At 61.1% G+C, this 17254-nt stretch carries 17 protein-coding genes; 6 read left to right on the top strand and 11 right to left on the bottom strand.

The genetic code is table 11. From position 1 onward, the window contains the following. Nucleotides 1–136: 136 nt before the first annotated feature. From NH234_RS00600 to NH234_RS00590, 3 genes are read right to left on the bottom strand one after another with little or no spacing between them, the layout of a single operon-like run. Nucleotides 137–808 (bottom strand): GNAT family N-acetyltransferase, encoded by a 672-nt coding sequence (locus tag NH234_RS00600; RefSeq protein ID WP_367255324.1) that lies wholly within the window; start codon nucleotides 806–808, stop codon nucleotides 137–139. Nucleotides 809–820: 12 nt separating this feature from the next. Next, nucleotides 821–1267: an N-acetyltransferase family protein gene (locus NH234_RS00595; protein ID WP_367255322.1), complete on the bottom strand. Its 447-nt coding sequence runs from the start codon at nucleotides 1265–1267 to the stop codon at nucleotides 821–823. Between the two features lie 10 nt (nucleotides 1268–1277). Then, nucleotides 1278–1901, bottom strand: coding sequence for an FMN-binding negative transcriptional regulator (locus tag NH234_RS00590; RefSeq protein ID WP_085731323.1), 624 nt, complete (start codon nucleotides 1899–1901; stop codon nucleotides 1278–1280). Between the two features lie 92 nt (nucleotides 1902–1993). Here NH234_RS00590 and NH234_RS00585 point away from each other — a divergent pair, with 92 nt between their 5' ends. Then, entirely contained in the window at nucleotides 1994–3547 is a 1554-nt protein-coding gene (locus NH234_RS00585) for a PLP-dependent aminotransferase family protein (protein WP_367255320.1), read from the top strand. Nucleotides 3548–3605: 58 nt separating this feature from the next. On the opposite strand, the gene NH234_RS00580 is transcribed toward NH234_RS00585, so the two are convergent. From NH234_RS00580 to aspA, 6 genes are all read right to left on the bottom strand, one after another. Further along, nucleotides 3606–4706 carry a polyamine ABC transporter substrate-binding protein gene (locus tag NH234_RS00580; RefSeq protein WP_367255319.1) on the bottom strand — a complete coding sequence of 367 codons (1101 nt, stop codon included), beginning with the start codon at nucleotides 4704–4706 and terminating at the stop codon, nucleotides 3606–3608. Continuing rightward, the gene (locus NH234_RS00575) at nucleotides 4703–5728 is read right to left on the bottom strand and encodes a histone deacetylase family protein (RefSeq protein WP_367255316.1); all 1026 of its coding nucleotides are present in this window, start codon (nucleotides 5726–5728) and stop codon (nucleotides 4703–4705) included. Before NH234_RS00575 ends, NH234_RS00580 begins: the two co-directional genes overlap by 4 nt. 131 nt (nucleotides 5729–5859) lie before the next feature. Further along, the gene (locus NH234_RS00570) at nucleotides 5860–6858 is read right to left on the bottom strand and encodes an AraC family transcriptional regulator (protein WP_367255314.1); all 999 of its coding nucleotides are present in this window, start codon (nucleotides 6856–6858) and stop codon (nucleotides 5860–5862) included. Between the two features lie 87 nt (nucleotides 6859–6945). Beyond that, a complete protein-coding gene (locus NH234_RS00565) occupies nucleotides 6946–7950 on the bottom strand; it encodes an asparaginase (protein WP_367255311.1) in 1005 nt (334 codons plus the stop codon). Nucleotides 7951–8049: 99 nt separating this feature from the next. Further along, the gene (locus NH234_RS00560; RefSeq protein WP_085731329.1) at nucleotides 8050–9495 is read right to left on the bottom strand and encodes a sodium:alanine symporter family protein; all 1446 of its coding nucleotides are present in this window, start codon (nucleotides 9493–9495) and stop codon (nucleotides 8050–8052) included. A 442-nt stretch (nucleotides 9496–9937) separates the two neighbouring features. Further along, nucleotides 9938–11362 carry an aspartate ammonia-lyase gene (gene aspA / locus NH234_RS00555; protein ID WP_085731330.1) on the bottom strand — a complete coding sequence of 475 codons (1425 nt, stop codon included), beginning with the start codon at nucleotides 11360–11362 and terminating at the stop codon, nucleotides 9938–9940. A 180-nt stretch (nucleotides 11363–11542) separates the two neighbouring features. On the opposite strand from aspA, the gene NH234_RS00550 reads away from it, so the two are divergent. Next, the gene (locus tag NH234_RS00550; RefSeq protein WP_085731331.1) at nucleotides 11543–12454 is read left to right on the top strand and encodes a LysR substrate-binding domain-containing protein; all 912 of its coding nucleotides are present in this window, start codon (nucleotides 11543–11545) and stop codon (nucleotides 12452–12454) included. Nucleotides 12455–12553: 99 nt separating this feature from the next. On the opposite strand, the gene NH234_RS00545 is transcribed toward NH234_RS00550, so the two are convergent. Further along, nucleotides 12554–13168: a hypothetical protein gene (locus NH234_RS00545; protein ID WP_085731332.1), complete on the bottom strand. Its 615-nt coding sequence runs from the start codon at nucleotides 13166–13168 to the stop codon at nucleotides 12554–12556. Between the two features lie 515 nt (nucleotides 13169–13683). Between NH234_RS00545 and purE the strand changes: the two genes are divergently transcribed. The 4 genes from purE (at nucleotide 13684) to NH234_RS00525 (ending at nucleotide 16252) form a co-directional block, all read left to right on the top strand. Then, a complete protein-coding gene (purE, locus tag NH234_RS00540) occupies nucleotides 13684–14175 on the top strand; it encodes a 5-(carboxyamino)imidazole ribonucleotide mutase (RefSeq protein ID WP_007954291.1) in 492 nt (163 codons plus the stop codon). Nucleotides 14176–14185: 10 nt separating this feature from the next. After that, complete coding sequence (locus tag NH234_RS00535) at nucleotides 14186–15268, top strand: 5-(carboxyamino)imidazole ribonucleotide synthase (RefSeq protein WP_085731333.1); 1083 nt, start codon at nucleotides 14186–14188, stop codon at nucleotides 15266–15268. Nucleotides 15269–15379: 111 nt separating this feature from the next. Beyond that, entirely contained in the window at nucleotides 15380–15625 is a 246-nt protein-coding gene (locus NH234_RS00530) for a GlsB/YeaQ/YmgE family stress response membrane protein (RefSeq protein WP_085696742.1), read from the top strand. A 90-nt stretch (nucleotides 15626–15715) separates the two neighbouring features. After that, entirely contained in the window at nucleotides 15716–16252 is a 537-nt protein-coding gene (locus NH234_RS00525) for a DUF3299 domain-containing protein (protein ID WP_085708811.1), read from the top strand. 48 nt (nucleotides 16253–16300) lie between these two features. Here the strand turns inward: NH234_RS00525 and NH234_RS00520 are convergent, their stop codons facing one another. After that, nucleotides 16301–17200, bottom strand: a complete 900-nt coding sequence (locus NH234_RS00520) for a D-hexose-6-phosphate mutarotase (protein WP_367255307.1) — start codon at nucleotides 17198–17200, stop codon at nucleotides 16301–16303. Between the last annotated feature and the right edge of the window lie 54 nt (nucleotides 17201–17254).

The raw sequence follows: 17254 nt of genomic DNA, 5'->3' as shown, positions 1-17254 counted from the left end.
GTGCATTCTTTTGCAGATATGTCTGCGAGTTGAGTGCTTCATCTGCAATTGGTTGCAGATGAAGCAATAACAGACAGGAAGCGCCCTCCAACTTCCGCAGTCGCCGTCGGGGGCTTCCTTCTTTGCGTTTACATACTCAGCCGCGGCACTCGACCAACCCTTTCACCTGCCCCTCGGCCGTCTGATTCTCGTCGCTCAACCAGCGCTCGAACCCGGCCGCAATCGCCGGCCATTCCGAATCCAGAATCGAGTACCACGCGGTGTCGCGATTCTGGCCCTTGACCACCATGTGCTGGCGGAACACGCCTTCGAAGCTGAAACCCAACCGCTCGGCCGCGTATTTGGAGCGGGCGTTGCCGTTGTTGCATTTCCATTCCAGACGACGGTAGCCGAGGGCGAAGGATTCCTTCGCCAGCAGGTAGACCGCTTCGGTGCTTTTCGGCGAGCGTTGCATCGGCGCGCCGAAGGTGACGTGGCCGATTTCGATGCGGCCCTGGGCCGGGACGATCGACATCAGGCTGAGGATGCCTTGCACCTGGCCGCTGGCGCGGTCGATGACACAGAAGAAATACGGGTCGCTGTGGGCGGCGTGATTGTTCAGCCAGTCATTGAAGGCGCTGCGCTCCGGGAACGGGCCGTAGGGCAAATAGTCCCAGAGCTTCGGGTCGGCGCCGGGGCCTTGTAGAGCATTGAACAGGTCGTCGCCGTGACGGGCCGGGTCGAGCTTTTCCAGGCGGATGAAGCGGCCTTCGATCAGGGTGGTCGAGGGCGGCGGCACACCTTTCCAGTCAGCGAGAGAAATCGTCATGCACGTGGCTCCTTAAATGGCTTTGCGAAACTGGATGAAACCCGGGCGTTCGGCGATGCGCTCGTAGAGCTGGATCGCCGTGGCATTGGTTTCGTGGGTCAGCCAGTGCACCTTGCAGCAACCGTCGGCCTTGGCCGTGGCGTACACGTGTTCGATCAGCAGGCGACCGACGCCGGTGCCACGGGTTTGCGGCTCCACCAGCAGGTCTTGCAGGTAGCAGGAGTTTTCGATGCTCCAGTTCGAACGATGGTAGATGAAGTGCACCATGCCCACCGCTTTGCCGTCAGCCCAGGCGAGGGCGGCGTGGGTCGGTTCGTTCGGGTCGAGAAAACGCTGCCAGGTGCTTTGGCTGACGGCCTCCGGGAGCTCGGTGTTGTAGAAGCGCAGGTAGGCCTGCCACAGCGGCCGCCAGGCCGCGTGATCGGCGGCGCTGACCGGACGGATGTCGATCTGATTCATGGTGATTTCCTTAACGCATCAAGTGAGCGAGGGTTTGATCGTTGATGTCGGGGCTGGCGGCCAGCCCTTCGCGCACGCCGGCGATATCTTCGGCGCTGCGGTTCTGACTGAGCTTGCGCTTGCCTTCGAGCCGGTCTATCGGAATGGCGAACCCGACGATGGCCTTGAGCATGCCGTCGATGTAATCGGCCGGCGCATCGTCGACTGACCAGGGCTGGGCGCGGCCGGCCTCATGGCGATCAGTGAGGGTGCTGACGATGTCCAGCAGGCGACCGCCATCGCTGAAGGTTTCGGCGTGACCATAGGCGTGTACGGCGATGTAGTTCCAGGTCGGCACGACTTTGCCGTGCTCGGCCTTGCTCGGGTAGAAGCCCGGGCTGACGTAGGCGTCGGCACCGGGGAAAATCAGCATCGCCTCGGCGCCGTCACGCAGGTCTTTCCACTGCGAGTTTGCCTTGGCCAGATGCCCGTAAAGCGTGCCGTTCGGACCTTGTTCTCGATGCAGCAGCACCGGCACATGACTGGCCTGCAAGCCCTGCTCACCGTGGGTCACCAGGATGGCGAGGCGAGTGGCAAGGATCAGTTCGTGCAGTTGGGACAAGTCGTCGATGGCAAAGGCGTGGGGCGTGTACATGGAGATATTTTCCTTGGCGAATGCCTGCATCGTAGGCAGGCTATTGGTCTGTTGTAAGAGCCATTGATGACCAATTTCATAGGTCCATTGTCATGCCCGATTCGACCACGCTGTCGCTGCCGTTCAATCCTGCCGGCATTGAACTCGACCGCCGCAAAGGCCTGAGCCGCCAGCTCTATCAAGCCTTGCGCCTGCGAGTGCTCGACGGGCGACTGGCCGGCGGCACGCGGCTGCCGGCCAGTCGCGATCTGGCGGCAGCGCTGGCGATCTCCCGCAACAGCGTGGTGCGTGCCTACGATCAGCTGTACGCCGAAGGCTTCATCGAGGGTAGGGTCGGGGACGGCACTTATGTGGCGCAGTTGCCACAATCGACGAGACCGGCGAAAAAACTATCCACAAAAGTATCCACAGGCTTTTCAACAGGCTTACCCACAGCCTTATCCACAAAATCAGTCGATTTCACTGGTGATTTATCCAGCAAAGTTATCCACAGCGGTGCGATGCAGCGGCTTGAACAGAACCATTTGCCGACGCCGCCGAGTGGTCCGCCACGGGCTTTCAGGGTGGGGGTTCCGGCGTTCGACCTGTTCCCGTTCGACGTCTGGGCCAAGCTGAACGCGGCGTTCTGGCGTAAACCCGACTTGCAGCAACTGTGTTACGGCGATCCGGCGGGCGATGCGCGCCTGCGTGGTCTGATCGCCGCTTATTTGCGCAGTTCGCGCGGCATGCAGTGCTCGGCTGAACAAATTGTGATCACCAGTGGCGCGCAACAGGGAATCAGCCTTTGTGCACAGTTGCTGGTGGAGCCTGGCGCCGGGGTGGGCATCGAGAATCCCGGCTATCGCGCAGCGGGTCATGCGTTCGCGCTGGCTGGTGGTCGGCTGCATGGCATTGCCCTGGACGAAGAGGGCATCGACTGTGCGGCACTGGCGGCCGCCGAAGATTGCCGGGTGGCGTATGTCACGCCGTCTCATCAGTACCCGACCGGGGTCGTGATGAGCCTGGCGCGCCGTCTGGAATTGCTGGCCTGGGCCGAGCGCACCGGCGGCTGGATCGTCGAGGACGACTACGACGGCGAGTATCGCTATACCGGCGCGCCGCTGGCTCCGTTGGCAGCACTCGATCGGCAGGGCCGTGTGCTCTACGTCGGCACTTTCGGCAAAGTCGCGTTTCCGGCGCTGCGTCTGGGCTATCTGGTCTTGCCGCCGGGGCTGGTTGAAGCTTTTGCTCAGCGGCGAGCGGTGGATGTGCGGCATTCCGAAGTGAGCACTCAGGCGGTGATGGCCGAGTTCATGGCAGCTGGACACTTCCAGCGACATATCCGGCGGATGCGGCGGGCAGCCCTGAGCCGGCGCAACGCCCTGATTAACGGCTGGCCTCAAGGTCTGGCCGGTGTCGGTGAGCTGCCGGCGGTGTCGGCCGGACTGCATCTCACGGTGGCAGTCGACAGCGTCGCCCGTGAACAACAATTGATAGAACAGGCCGCCAGTGTCGAGGTGGAAGTCCACGGCTTGAGTCGCTATTGGTTGCCGGATTCGACGACCCCGATCGATCAACGCGCCGGTCTGGTGCTGGGTTTTGCTGCGGTTCCGGAGCCGGCGATCGAGTCGGCTCTGGCCCGTTTGCGGCAAGCCTGGGGTGAGTGAACGCGGAAAAATGGTACCAAAGACCCGCCGACGCGGGTCTGGGATGGACGGGGATACTTCAGGTACCGGACTTGATCTTGGTCCACGCCCGGGTCCGTGCCCGCTCCGCATCCCGTGGCAACGGTTGCAGGGTGTACAGCGTATTCATCGCCGCATCGGTCGGGTACAGGTTGGGGTTGTTGCGGATGGCCGGGTCGACATGTTCGGTGGCGTCCTTGTTCGGGTTCGGATAACCGACGAAGTCGCTGACCGGCGCGATCACCTGCGGTTGCAGCAGGTAATTGATGAAGGTGTAGGCGTCCTGCGGGTTTTTCGCGCCTTTAGGGATGGCGAGCATGTCGAACCAGATCGGCGCCCCTTCTTTCGGCAGGCGCATATCGACCACCACACCGTTCTTCGCCTCTTTGGCGCGGTTGGCGGCTTGCGAGAAACTGCCGGAATAACCGACCGCGACGCAGATGTCACCGTTGGCGATATCGGCCATGTACTTGGACGAATGGAAGTAGGTCACGTACGGGCGAATCTTCATCAGCAAGGCTTCGGCCTTGGCGTAGTCCGCCGGGTTCTTGCTGTTGGGATCCAGGCCGAGGTGTTGCAGGGCCAGCGGCAGGATCTCCGACGGCGAGTCGAGCAGGGCGACGCCGCACTGCTTGAGCTTGCTGATGTTCTCCTCCTTGAAGATCAGATCCCAGCTGTCCACCGGCGCGTTGTCACCCAGTGCAGCCTTGACCTTGGCCGGGTTGAAGCCGATCAGAATGGTGCCGTACATGTACGGCACGGCGAACTTGTTGCCCGGATCGTTGGCCTCGATCAGCTTCATCAGTTTCGGATCGAGGTGGTTCCAGTTCGGTAACTGGCTGCGATCCAGCGGCTGGAACACCCCGGCCTCGATCTGCTTGGCCAGGAACACGTTGGACGGCACCACCACGTCGTAACCGGAGTTGCCGGTCAGCAACTTGGCTTCCAGTGCTTCGTTGGTGTCGAAGATGTCGTAGACCAGTTTGGTCTGGCTGTTCTGCGCCTTGAAATCCTCCAGTGCCTTGGGGGTGATGTAGTCGAACCAGTTGTAGACGCGCAGGGTGCGTTCTTCAGCGTGGGCGGCGCCGCTCAGCAGTGCTGCACAGAGCACGGGGGCGATGAAATGCTTGAGACTTTTCATGACTCGAAACCTTCCAGCACGTTCACCGCATTGATGCCGATTTCCTCTACCGCGTAACCACCTTCCATGACGAACAGGGTCGGTTTGCCGAGGGCGGCGATGCGTTTGCCCATGGCCAGGTAGTCCGGGCTGTCGAGCTTGAATTGCGAGATCGGGTCGTCCTTGAAGGTGTCGACACCCAGGGACACGACAATGATGTCAGCGCCGTAGTTTTCGATCTCCGCGCAGGCCTGATCCAGCGCCGCACTCCAGACATCCCAACCGGAGCCGGCCGGCAGCGGGTAGTTGAAGTTGAAGCCTTCGCCGGCCCCTTCGCCGCGTTCGTCTTCGTAGCCGAGAAAGAATGGAAATTCCGCTTCCGGATGGCCGTGGATCGAGGTGAACAGCACGTCGCTGCGCTCGTAGAAAATCGATTGGGTGCCGTTGCCGTGGTGGTAGTCGACGTCGAGGATCGCGACCTTCTTGTGGCCCTGATCGAGGAATGCCTGGGCGGCGATAGCGGCGTTGTTGAGGTAGCAATAACCGCCCATCAAATCGCCGGCGGCGTGGTGTCCCGGCGGACGGCACAGGGCGAAGGCGCCACGGGCACCGCGCTGGACTTCCGCTTGGGCGGTCAACGCCACTTGCGCTGCGCTGTAGGCGGCTTGCCAAGTGCCGGCAGTGATCGGCGCGCCGCCGTCGAAGCTGTAATAGCCGAGCTGACCGTGCAGGCTGGTCGGTTTGACCTGACGCAAGGTGCGCGCCGGCCAGGTGTAGGGCAGCAAGTCGCCGTCGGTGTTGAATTCGGTCCAGCGCGCCCAGGCGCCTTTGAAGAAGTCGAGGTAATCGCGGCTGTGGATGCGCTCGATCGGTCCGAGGCCGAAATCCTTCGGCGCCTCGACCGGGCCGAGGTTTTGGTTTTTTACCCGTTGCAGCACGTGGTCGGCGCGGGACGGCATCTCGAAGCAAGGCTTGAGTTGCCCGTCGATCAATTCGCAGCGGCCATGGTGCAGGTGGTGATCGTCAGAGTAGATCGTCAGCATTTGTTGTTCTCCGCAGGGCTGATTCGGTTGACCCCAGTGTTGCGGCGCGGGGCGAATCGGAGAACGGCCAGAGAGGCCAAAAGGGGATCGATATGGCCAAAAGTACTGACCTGATATCGCCCCTCAACGGTTTAACCGTGTGGACGGAACTGACTCGGCGCCACGCCGCTCCAGCGCACGAAGGCATGGCGGAAGCTCGCGGTCTCGCTGAAACCGAGGGTTTCGGCAATGCGGTAAATCGGCAACTGGTCTTCGCAAAGCATCTGCTTGGCCCGTTCGAAGCGCAGTTCGTCGAGCAGCTCCTGATAACTGCAACCCATGTCCTTCAGGTGCCGGCGCAAGGTGCGCGGCGAGCAGTTCATCTGCTGCGCCAGGCCCTCCAGCCCCGGTGCGGCATTGAGTTGCGCAGTGAGCAACTGGCGGATTCGCCCCAGCCACGCCTGCCGGCCGGTGAACTCGGTGTTCTGCTTGCGGCAACGTTCGGCCATGGCCTGATGGGTAATGATGTCAGCCAGCGGCAACGCTTGATCGAGCCAGCGCCGGTCGAAGGCGAAGGCGTTGTCCTTGGCGCCGAAGTGCAGGGGCGCCTTGAAGTGCTCGGCGTAGCTGTCGCGATAGTCCGGCGCGGTGTGCTCGAAGCGGGTGGCGAGCAGCGGTAGTGGATGACCGAGCAAGTCGTCACAGATGACTTTCAGCGACACCAGACAGAACTCGGCATTGAACACTGCCATCGACGGACTCTCGCGGTAGTCGGCGGCGACGAACCAGACACGCTCGCCGTCGTCTTCCAGGCTCAGCTCGAAAAGTGTTCCCAGCAGCGCCGGATAACGGATCGCCAGCCGCAAAGCGTCACCGAAGGTGGCACAGGTCAGCAGCGCGTAACCGAGGATGCCGTAGCAGGAAACATGCATGCGCCGGCCCAGTTCCAGGCCGATGTTGTGTTTGAGTGCGACCGCATTGGCACAGACCTGCATCTCCTGATTGGTGGTGATGCGGGTGTCGGCCCGGCTCAGATCCGCCGCGCTGATGCCACTGCCGGCGAGCAGTGCTTCGCTGGACAAGCCTTCAGACTTGAACGTGTTGAGGATCAGCGAGACCGCATTGAGCGTGGTGAGGTGGGAGTGGAGCATAGGATCTTCCAGCCTTGGGATGCTGGATACGGCAGCAAGTTGCATGCCGGGCCGAGGGAGCAGCGAAGCTCCCACGGCCGCTTGCGATCAGCTGAGCTCGCCGCACAGGTCGAGTTCGACCAGACGCCGTACTTCAGTCGTATCAAGGCCTGCCCCCAGCAAAGCATTCAACTTGCCGAATGTCGCCTCACGAGTCATGCCGCCACCGGACAACACGCCGACGCCACGCAAGCGGCTGCCCGCCTCGTAGATATCCAGTTCCACACCACCTTCATGGCACTGCGTGACTGCAACCACGACCACGCCGCTGTCCCGTGCCCGGCCGAGGCTGGCGAGGAACTCAGGGTTGTCGCTCGGCCCGGTGCCGCTGCCGTAGCATTCCAGCACCAGACCCTGAATGCCGCTGTCGAGCAGGCCGTCGATGATCTCGGCGCCGATGCCCGGGAACAGCGGCAACACCGCCACCCTGGCCAGTTGCTTGGGCTGGTTGTAGCTCAGCGCGGCTGGCAGGGACGTGGCTTTCACGCCGCCGCCCTGACGCTCCAGACGTTTGAACGGATGACGGCCGAAGCTGCGCACTTTTGCGCAACGGGTCGGCGTCAGCAGTTCGCCGTGGAAATACAGATGCACACCCGGCGCCAGGCCGTGGCCGAGGGCGACCAGCGCGCCGCTGAGGTTTTCCCAGGCGTCGCTGTCGGTAACACCCGCCGGCAGCATCGAGCCGGTGAAGCACACGCGGGCATGCAGGCCGAGCAACTGGAAGCTCATGGCGGCGGCGCTGTAGGCCAGGGTATCGGTGCCGTGCAGGATCAGCACGCTGTCGCAGCCTTGCACATCGACGGCGTCGACGACGGCTTCGCGCAGTTGCTGCCAGTAGGCCGGGGTCATGTTGGCGCTGTCGATCAGCGGCGACATCTCGCGAAAGCGCCACTGCGGTACGACCAGTTCAGGCTGGCTGCGCAGGTAGTCGCGCATCCGCGCTTCGAAACCGGAGGCCGGGGCCAGACCGTTGGCGCTGGCCTGCATGCCGATGGTGCCACCGGTGTACAGCACCATGACGTGCTGGGCGGCAGGGTAAGTCGAGGAATTCATGGGGAGTTCTCCTGAACGAAGACAGCAGGCGGTCGAGCATGACGCTGACCGCCGCTTGTGTCACGCCGGGCGCAGGACCTGCGCCCGGTTTTTTCCCGATCAGCGTTGCGCTGCTGGGATGCCTTGCGCCTGAACGTCAGCCTTGGCAGCCGCCGACGGGCTGGTTGGCCAGGCCTTCAGGTCCAGGTCAAGGTCGGCGAATTTGCTGGAGTCGAACACGGGTTGATCGACACCGGCGCGGCGTTGTTCGTCGTAGTCGCGCATCACACGCATGCCGACCTTGAACAGCAGGGCCAGGGCCACCAGGTTTACGAAGGCCAGGCAGGTCATGGTGATGTCGGCGAAGGCGAACACGGTCGACAGGTCCTGCATCGAACCCCAGACCACCAGCGCCAGCACCAGACCGCGGAACGTCATCAGCGCAACACGGTTGCGGGTGAGGAACTGCAGGCTGTTTTCGCCCAGGTAGTAGTTGTAGAGGATGCAGGTGAAGACGAACAGCGACAGCGCGACGCTGACGAACATGCGGCCCCAGTCACCGACCACGGCGGCCAGCGAGTTCTGGGTGAGGACGATACCGTCACCTTCGAAGCCCGGGGTGTAGAAGCCCGACAGCAGGATCAGCAGCGCGGTGCAGGTGCAGATCACGAAGGTGTCGAGGAACACGCTGAACGCCTGAACCACGCCCTGGGCGCCGGGGTGCTTCACGGCCGCCACGGCGGCGACGTTCGGCGCACTGCCCAGGCCCGCTTCGTTGGCGAACACGCCACGCTTCACGCCCATGACGATGGCGCTGCCGAGCAGTCCACCGAAGGCCGGGTCGAGACCGAAGGCGCTCTTGAAGATGGTGACCAGCATGGCCGGTACGTGTTCGATCTGGGTGCCGATCACGTACAGGGTCACGGCGATATAAGCCAGGGTCTTGATCGGTACCAGCAGGTCGGACACCGAAGCAATACGCTTGATGCCGCCGATGAAGGTAATGGCCAGCAGCACCGCCAGGACGATACCGGTGTGTTGCGGGTCAAAGGCAAAGGCGTTTTGCAGCGAGTGAGTCACGGTGTAGGACTGCAGGCCGATGAAGGCAAAGCCGTAGGTGACCAGCAGCAGGATCGAGAACACCACCGCCATGCCCTTGAGCTTCAGGCCGTGCTGGATGTAGTAGGCCGGACCACCACGGTACAGGCCGTCGCCATCGGCGCGCTTGTAGACCTGGGCCAGGGTACATTCGAAGAAGCTGCTGGACATGCCGACCAGTGCGGTCACCCACATCCAGAACACCGCACCCGGACCACCCAGGGTCACGGCGATACCGACACCGGCGATGTTGCCTGCACCGACGCGGCCGGCGAGGCTGAGCATCAGGGCCTGGAACGAGCTGAGTTGCCCGGCGCTGCCTTTGAGGCTGTCGCGGAACACCGCGAACATGTGGAAGAAGTGGCGCAATTGAACGAAACGCGAGCGAATCGTGAAGTAGCTACCGAGCCCGACAATGAGCACGATCAGTACTTTCCCTGAGAGGAAGTCGTTGATGACTTCGAGCATGGATTTTTCCTCGCTGTTTATTGTGTAAGCAAATGCTGGATGGTCGGAAACATCGCGTTACACCGGTGTGCGCGCGGCACAACGGGCGAGGCGAGGGTTTCGTCCCGGATCCATATCGCGGGTTTGTTATTAGTTCGGGTTTCGCATGGGTTATGGCCTCGTTACCGACGACCGCTCACGCGAAGAGGGGCGGCACTATACCGATCAGTGCGGCGCCCGTCTGCACGGTTGTGGTGCAAGCGACGAAACGAGGCTTTGAAACACCCGACGTTACCGGCGTCGGGTTTGTGTGAAAGCTGATTTGTGGTCAGCTTCCATACATACGGTTCTCAGGTTCAAACAGTTAAAAAAAAGGGCTTGGGGAATGATCCCCAAGCCCTCAAAAGGTGAGAGGTGTCTAGTCCCTCGACCTGGTGAGCGGTGCTACAAGTAACGCGTCGGATCAGGCCTTCAGAGGCACCAGACGCGGAGCAATCATGTTTTCCGGGCGCAGGATGTCGGCGAGCATGGCGTCGTCGAGCAGACCTTCTTCGCGCACCAGTTCCAGCACGCCGCGGCCGCTTTCAAGGGCGATACGGGCGATGCGGGTGGCGTTTTTGTAGCCGATGTACGGGTTCAGTGCGGTGACCAGACCGATAGAGTGTTCGACCAGTTCGCGGCAGCGCGCTTCGTTGGCGGTGATGCCGACGATGCAGTGCTCGCGCAGCATGTCCATGGCGCGTTGCAGCAGACGGATCGAGTCGAGGATCTTGAAAGCGATCAGCGGCTCCATCACGTTCAGTTGCAGTTGGCCGCCTTCGGCTGCCATGGTCAGCGCCAGATCGTTACCGATGACCTGGAAGGCCACCTGGTTCACGGCTTCCGGGATGACCGGGTTGACCTTGCCTGGCATGATCGAGCTGCCTGGCTGACGCGCCGGCAGGTTGATTTCGTTGATGCCGGTGCGCGGGCCGCTGGACAGCAGACGCAGGTCGTTGCAGATCTTCGACAGCTTGACCGCGGTACGCTTGAGCATGCCGGAGAACAGGACGAAGGCGCCCATGTCGGAGGTGGCTTCGATCAGGTCGGCGGCTGGAACCAACGGCTGACCGCTGATCAGTGCCAGACGCTGTACGGCCAGGGCCTGATAGCGCGGGTCGGCGTTGATGCCGGTACCGATCGCGGTGCCGCCCAGGTTCACTTCGGTCAGGACTTCCGGAGCCAGTGTTTTCAGACGGGCCAGGTCTTCGCTCATGGTGGTGGCGAAGGCGCGGAACTCTTGACCCAGGGTCATCGGTACGGCGTCTTGCAGCTGGGTACGGCCCATCTTCAGGACGTGATTGAATTCTTCACCCTTGGCCGCGAACGCCTGAATCAGGCTGTCGAGGCTGGCCAGCAGCGCGTCGTGACCCAGCAGCAGACCCAGACGGATCGCGGTCGGGTAGGCGTCGTTGGTCGACTGCGCCATGTTCACGTCGTCGTTCGGGTGCAGGTACTGGTACTCGCCTTTCTGGTGACCCATCGCTTCCAGAGCAATGTTGGCGATCACTTCGTTGGCGTTCATGTTGGTGGAGGTACCGGCGCCACCTTGAATCATGTCGACCACGAACTCTTCGTGGAAATCGCCGCGGATCAGACGTGCACAGGCTTCGCTGATGGCAGCGTGCTTGGCTTCGCTCAGGTGACCCAGCTCACGGTTGGCGTCAGCAGCGGCCTGTTTGACCATTGCCAGACCGACAACCAGCTTCGGGTAGTGCGAAATCGGAACGCCCGAGAGGCGGAAGTTGTTCACCGCTCGCAGGGTCTGGATGCCGTAATACGCTTGAGCAGGGACTTCCAGGGAGCCAAGCAGGTCGTTTTCTGTGCGGAATGATGCAGCGGAGGACATGATAGAAATCATCTCGATATGGACCCGGTCTGTGCCGGAACGCTGCGAATGCTAGGCTTGTGGGAGTTTTTGGGCCAATGCTGTTAAACACTGCCCTATGCACATTCGGCATAATGCCCGTGTGACGCCGCGTGTGCGGCAGACGTGTGACCTGTTTTGGTGCGTGTCCGGGAGGACGTGATGAATCTGGAAAGCAAATGGCTCGAGGACTTCAGTGCCCTGGCCGCCACCCGCAGCTTCTCGCAGGCGGCCGAACGGCGCTTCGTGACCCAGCCGGCCTTCAGTCGGCGGATCCGCAGCCTGGAAGCGGCGCTGGGCCTGACGCTGGTCAACCGATCGCGCACGCCGGTCGAGCTGACGGCAGCGGGGCAACTGTTTCTGGTGACCGCGCGCACCGTGGTTGAACAGCTCGGTGAAGTGCTGCGCCATTTGCATCACCTGGAAGGCGGGCAGGGCGAAGTGATCCAGGTCGCGGCGGCGCACTCGCTGGCGCTCGGTTTCTTCCCGCGCTGGATCGCGCAACTGCGCACCGAAGGCCTGAACATCGCCACACGGCTGGTGGCGACCAATGTTGGCGACGCGGTGCATGCACTGCGCGAAGGTGGTTGCGATCTGATGCTGGCGTTCTACGACCCGGACGCGGCCATGCAGATGGACCCGGAGATTTTTCCGTCGCTGCACCTGGGCCAGACCGAGATGCTTCCGGTGTGCTCGGCGGACGGCAACGGCAAACCGTTGTTCGATCTGGAAGGCGAGGCCAGCGTGCCGCTGCTGGCCTACAGCGCCGGGGCGTTTCTCGGGCGCTCGGTAAATGGTTTGCTGCGCCAGCGTCAGCTGCGCTTCACCACGATCTATGAAACTGCCATGGCCGACAGCCTTAAAAGCATGGCCCTGGAAGGATTGGGCATCGCCTGGGTTCCGCAACTGAGCGTGCGTGCCGAACTTGCCCGGGGTGAACTGGTGGTCTGTGGTGGTCCCCAATGGCACGTGCCACTGGAGATTCGACTGTATCGCTGCGCACTGGTGCGCAAGGCCAACGTGCGGTTGTTGTGGCGCAAGCTGGAGGGCGGTGCGGCGAGTGGCAATAACTGAATGAAAGCGGAGACGAATCCTGTGTTTCGCCTCTGCCAAGTCGGATGAGCTTGATTAAAATACGGGAGCTCGTGGGGATGCGGCAGGTTTGCATCAGTCTCAATCGTCGTCCCAGTCGACTTCGGGGCGCGGCACGGCTCGCTGTGCAATCGGTTTATCCAGGTAATTGCGAATGTTTTCTCTATTTTTATCACTGAAGCGCTTGGCGTTGCTTCGAAGTGGTGAGAAGTCATCATCCGTCATGATTGTTTCGCTCCACCAGCCGTTGTACAGGATTTCGCTGTCTTCATGAGTTGCGCCGAACATGTGGCCTGCTTCGTGAGCAGGAACCATGTCGCTTCTTATCGAGGCTAAACTCGCGTAACCCTTGTTTTGTGCAATTCCCATTGTGCTCTGATTTATATTGTCGCGGGTCAGCAGTAGGTACTTGTTGAATCTGGTGTGTGAGTCTTTCAGGAGCTGGGAGCCGAAATGGCTTCTTAATTTTTCTGCCCAAGCGTCCAAAGAACCGGCGGCAGACATTTTTTTATAATCAAAGCCACTCAAGGTTTCTGCTTCTGACGGGCTGAACATATTGACTGATAGCTTGCGCCCGGAGAGTTCCTGGATTTCGTCGGTAAACCAGGAAAAATGGGTATTGTACAAGCCCCGTCTGCTGTCGTCCGATAAGTCCTCATGGATGAAGACATTCAGTGTTAAAGGCTGTTTGGCCATGTTCGGATCCTTTGGATGATTTCAATTGACTTGATAGTGACGGGCAGGCGTGATGGTGCCGACTGTCCCGCCATTGCGGTTTCGGAAGTGCTTTTAATATAGATTTGTTGCTGTGCAATATAAGTTGTTTGTTTTTGGCTTTTTAGTGGGTTCTTTGTTTTTTAAGTTCGAGTTTGGTTGTATATCATTTAAATTTTATTGTGGCTCCTGGGGATGTTTTGATTTTTATTACATGAAGTCATGCGGTAATTTGAGTACGCACTCCATTCGACCTGTTGATCATGTTTTTCGCGTGAAAAAACGAAGCCATATTCTTGAACCTCGAGTCAGCAAAATGTGTGTTTCCGGACAGATGACAGATGGTCGCATCGGGTGCTGTTTATTGCTTTCTTTGCGGTATACTGCGCGGCCTTCGGCCGGTTCGTCCGGCCATTTTTCCTACAACAAGCCACGCAATCTGCGTGGCTTGTTGTTTTTGACGCGCCTGCGGGCGCCCAGAGAGAAGAGGCGCGACGATGAGTGCACTGGTTGGCGTGATCATGGGCTCCAAGTCCGATTGGTCCACCCTTAGCCACACCGCCGATATGCTGGAAAAGCTCGGCATCCCGTACGAGGTCAAGGTGGTTTCTGCCCACCGCACCCCGGATCTGCTGTTCCAGTATGCTGAAGAGGCCGAAGGCCGCGGCATCGAGGTGATCATCGCCGGTGCCGGTGGTGCGGCCCACCTGCCAGGCATGTGTGCGGCCAAGACCCACCTTCCGGTGCTGGGTGTACCGGTGCAGTCAGCCATGCTTTCGGGCGTCGATTCGCTGCTGTCGATCGTGCAGATGCCGGCCGGCATTCCGGTTGCCACCCTGGCCATCGGCAAGGCGGGCGCGATCAACGCCGCATTGCTGTCGGCGAGCATCCTGGGCGCCAAGCATCCACAGTTCCACGCGGTACTGAAAACCTTCCGTGCCGAGCAGACGGACAGCGTCCTGGACAATCCAGACCCACGTATTGCCTGAGGTTGTTGAGATGAAGATCGGTGTAATCGGTGGCGGCCAGTTGGGTCGCATGTTGGCCCTGGCGGGCACCCCGCTGGGTATGAACTTCGCTTTCCTCGACCCTGCGCCGGACGCTTGCGCCGCTGCGCTGGGCGAACACCTGCGGGCCGATTACGGCGATCAGGATCACCTGCGTCAACTGGCCGATGAAGTCGATCTGGTGACTTTCGAGTTCGAAAGCGTCCCGGCTGAAACCGTGGCATTCCTTTCGCAATTCGTACCGGTCTACCCGAGCGCCGAAGCCTTGCGCATCGCTCGTGACCGCTGGTTCGAGAAAAGCATGTTCAAGGACCTGGGGATTCCGACCCCGGCGTTCGCCGATATCCAGTCGCAAGCCGATCTGGACACCGCCGTCGCTGCGATCGGTCTGCCGGCGGTGCTGAAAACCCGCACTCTGGGTTACGACGGGAAGGGCCAGAAAGTCCTGCGCAAGCCGGAAGACGTGGTCGGTACGTTCGCCGAGCTGGGCAGCGTGGCCTGCTTGCTGGAAGGCTTCGTGCCGTTCACCGGCGAAGTGTCGCTGATCGCCGTGCGTGCCCGCGATGGCGAGACGAAGTTCTATCCATTGGTGCACAACACCCACGACAGCGGCATCCTCAAGCTGTCGATTGCCAGTACCGATCACCCGTTGCAGGCCCTGGCTGAAGACTACTCCAGCCGCGTCCTCAAGCAGCTGGACTATGTCGGCGTGATGGCGTTCGAGTTCTTTGAAGTCGACGGTGGCCTCAAGGCCAACGAAATCGCCCCGCGCGTGCACAACTCCGGGCACTGGACCACTGAAGGCGCCGAGTGCAGCCAGTTCGAAAACCACCTGCGGGCGGTTGCCGGTCTGCCGCTGGGTTCGACCGCCAAAGTCGGCGAAAGCGCGATGCTCAACTTCATTGGCGTTGTTCCGCCGGTCGAGAAAGTCATCGCGATCGACGATTGCCACCTGCATCACTACGGCAAGGCTTTCAAGGCCGGGCGCAAGGTCGGTCACGCCAACCTGCGCTGCAAGGACAAGGCGACCCTCGAGCAGCAGATCCTCAAGGTCGAAGCGCTGATCGCCGAGTAACGACAGTTTCATCTGGCAGCGGCGGAACCAATAAGGGCCGCCGTTCTCTGATGGCAGGATGCCAAAGTCTGACTAGGCTTTCGCATATCGACCAATTCAGAGGGAAATGCCATGGGAATTATCGGAACCATCTTTATCGGCCTCATCGTCGGCCTGCTGGCGCGGTTCCTGAAACCGGGCGATGACAGCATGGGCTGGATCATGACCATCCTGCTGGGTATCGGCGGTTCGCTGGCAGCCACTTACGGCGGCCAGGCCCTGGGCATCTATCAGGCGGGTCAGGGCGCAGGCTTCATCGGCGCGCTGGTCGGCGCGATCATCCTGCTGGTGATCTACGGCCTGATCAAAAAGAACTGATCCAAAGCGACAAAGCCCTCTCTGCCAAAACGGTGGAGAGGGCTAGAATGCTCGGCGATTTACTGTTTCCTTTTTCCTACGAGCATCTTCATGCGCCGTCTTCTGTTGACTCTCCTTTTGCTGGGCAGCGGTCTGGCCCACGCCGGCGAACTGCCGGAAACCGACTGGCTGGAACTGATGCCCAAGTCGGATCAGAAAGCCCTCGAGGCCATGCCTGAAATCGACCACAACTCTCCGGAAGCCACCGGCACCTTCACCCAGAAAGGCGGGATGAAACAGGCCAAGGGCTTGCCGGCGGTGATGTACTCGACCAAGACCGTGGCGTCGATGAACGACAAACATATCCGTATCGGTGGTTATCCGGTGCCGTTGGAGTCCGACGCCAAGGGCCGCAGCACGCTGTTCTTCCTCGTGCCGTACCCGGGCGCGTGCATCCACGTACCGCCGCCGCCGCCGAATCAACTGGTGCTGGTGCGTTATCCAAAGGGCCTGAAACTGGACGACATCTATACACCGCTGTGGGTGACCGGCACGCTGAAGATCGAAAAGGTCAGCAACGACCTGGCCGATGCGGCGTATGCGCTGGAGGCGGACAAGGTGCGGGTGGTGCAGGAAAAGGATCTGTAATCTCGAGCAGCAAAAAAAATCGCAGCCCCAGGGCTGCGATTTTTGTTTTCAGAGTGGCTGGCTGCTGACGCTGACGCCCATGGTGTGGCTGGCCTTCGGTGCCAGGGTCACCACATCGTCCATCACGTTCGCCGTCTCGATGCACAGCATGCGCTGCCAGCCATCGTTGTCCATGTCGCTGAACGCGGCGGCGCGGTCGATCCACGGGTTCCAGATCACCGCCGTGCGTGAACCGGTAGCGGTCAGCACAATCCGCCGCTCCCAAGCCGGGTCGACGATGCTCAGTTGCGGCGGAGCGTCGAGGTAGATGCGGTCGGTTTCCCCGGCAAAGCACAGGTCGCCTTGCTGGGTGTGGGTGTTCCAGTTATCCAACGTCTCGACGTAATCCAGGCCGTCCACGCCTTCGACGCGCACGTTGCGTACGTCGCTGACCGCGAAATAGCTGTGCAGCGCCTGGCTGATGCTGACGGTGTCGGCGCCACGATTGTGGCTGGTCAGGCTGATGTGCAACTGATCGTCGAGGCGCAGGGTCAAGGTCAGGTCGACCTGGTGGGGCCAGCCCGGAAAACCATCTTCTGGGTAGGGCAGCGTGAATTCCACTTTCAGGCTTTCGCCCTCGGTTTCGATACCGCCCAGTTCCCAGTCCATCGCCCGGACAAACCCGTGAGCGGCGGCCGGCTCTTCGCTGACGCGCATCGCCTGCACGCTCTGCGGGTTACGGGCGAAGACGCCGAACCACGGCCAGCACACCGGCACGCCGGCGCGGATGCTCTTGCCGGCCTTGAACACCGCCTTGTCGTTCAGCCAGATCAGCGGCGGCTGGCCATCCACCTGATAACTGAGGATGTGCGCGCCTTGCTGGGCCACCAGCACTTCGGCCTGACCGTGGCGGATGCGCCAGCAGTTCAGTTCATCCAGTTTCACGGCTTCAACGTTGGGCGTGTTCATGGGACAACTCTCGAATCAGCAACTTGGGACGACTATCGACCTTGAAACGGCCAC

The organism is Pseudomonas sp. stari2 (genome assembly GCF_040760005.1).
Lineage (GTDB): Bacteria > Pseudomonadota > Gammaproteobacteria > Pseudomonadales > Pseudomonadaceae > Aquipseudomonas.
This window is presented reverse-complemented; position numbering and strand designations above follow the sequence as displayed.

Bases quoted from the DNA above. Each gene is read 5' to 3' on its own strand.
- NH234_RS00595 (WP_367255322.1), bottom strand. From the start codon at position 1,267: ATGAATCAGATCGACATCCGTCCGGTCAGCGCCGCCGATCACGCGGCC.
- NH234_RS00565 (WP_367255311.1), bottom strand. From the start codon at position 7,950: ATGAATTCCTCGACTTACCCTGCCGCCCAGCACGTCATGGTGCTGTAC.
- NH234_RS00535 (WP_085731333.1), top strand. From the start codon at position 14,186: ATGAAGATCGGTGTAATCGGTGGCGGCCAGTTGGGTCGCATGTTGGCC.
- NH234_RS00545 (WP_085731332.1), bottom strand. From the start codon at position 13,168: ATGGCCAAACAGCCTTTAACACTGAATGTCTTCATCCATGAGGACTTA.
- NH234_RS00525 (WP_085708811.1), top strand. From the start codon at position 15,716: ATGCGCCGTCTTCTGTTGACTCTCCTTTTGCTGGGCAGCGGTCTGGCC.
- NH234_RS00585 (WP_367255320.1), top strand. From the start codon at position 1,994: ATGCCCGATTCGACCACGCTGTCGCTGCCGTTCAATCCTGCCGGCATT.
- NH234_RS00520 (WP_367255307.1), bottom strand. From the start codon at position 17,200: ATGAACACGCCCAACGTTGAAGCCGTGAAACTGGATGAACTGAACTGC.
- NH234_RS00575 (WP_367255316.1), bottom strand. From the start codon at position 5,728: ATGCTGACGATCTACTCTGACGATCACCACCTGCACCATGGCCGCTGC.
- NH234_RS00550 (WP_085731331.1), top strand. From the start codon at position 11,543: ATGAATCTGGAAAGCAAATGGCTCGAGGACTTCAGTGCCCTGGCCGCC.
- NH234_RS00560 (WP_085731329.1), bottom strand. From the start codon at position 9,495: ATGCTCGAAGTCATCAACGACTTCCTCTCAGGGAAAGTACTGATCGTG.
- NH234_RS00590 (WP_085731323.1), bottom strand. From the start codon at position 1,901: ATGTACACGCCCCACGCCTTTGCCATCGACGACTTGTCCCAACTGCAC.
- NH234_RS00530 (WP_085696742.1), top strand. From the start codon at position 15,380: ATGGGAATTATCGGAACCATCTTTATCGGCCTCATCGTCGGCCTGCTG.
- NH234_RS00600 (WP_367255324.1), bottom strand. From the start codon at position 808: ATGACGATTTCTCTCGCTGACTGGAAAGGTGTGCCGCCGCCCTCGACC.
- NH234_RS00580 (WP_367255319.1), bottom strand. From the start codon at position 4,706: ATGAAAAGTCTCAAGCATTTCATCGCCCCCGTGCTCTGTGCAGCACTG.
- purE (WP_007954291.1), top strand. From the start codon at position 13,684: ATGAGTGCACTGGTTGGCGTGATCATGGGCTCCAAGTCCGATTGGTCC.
- aspA (WP_085731330.1), bottom strand. From the start codon at position 11,362: ATGTCCTCCGCTGCATCATTCCGCACAGAAAACGACCTGCTTGGCTCC.
- NH234_RS00570 (WP_367255314.1), bottom strand. From the start codon at position 6,858: ATGCTCCACTCCCACCTCACCACGCTCAATGCGGTCTCGCTGATCCTC.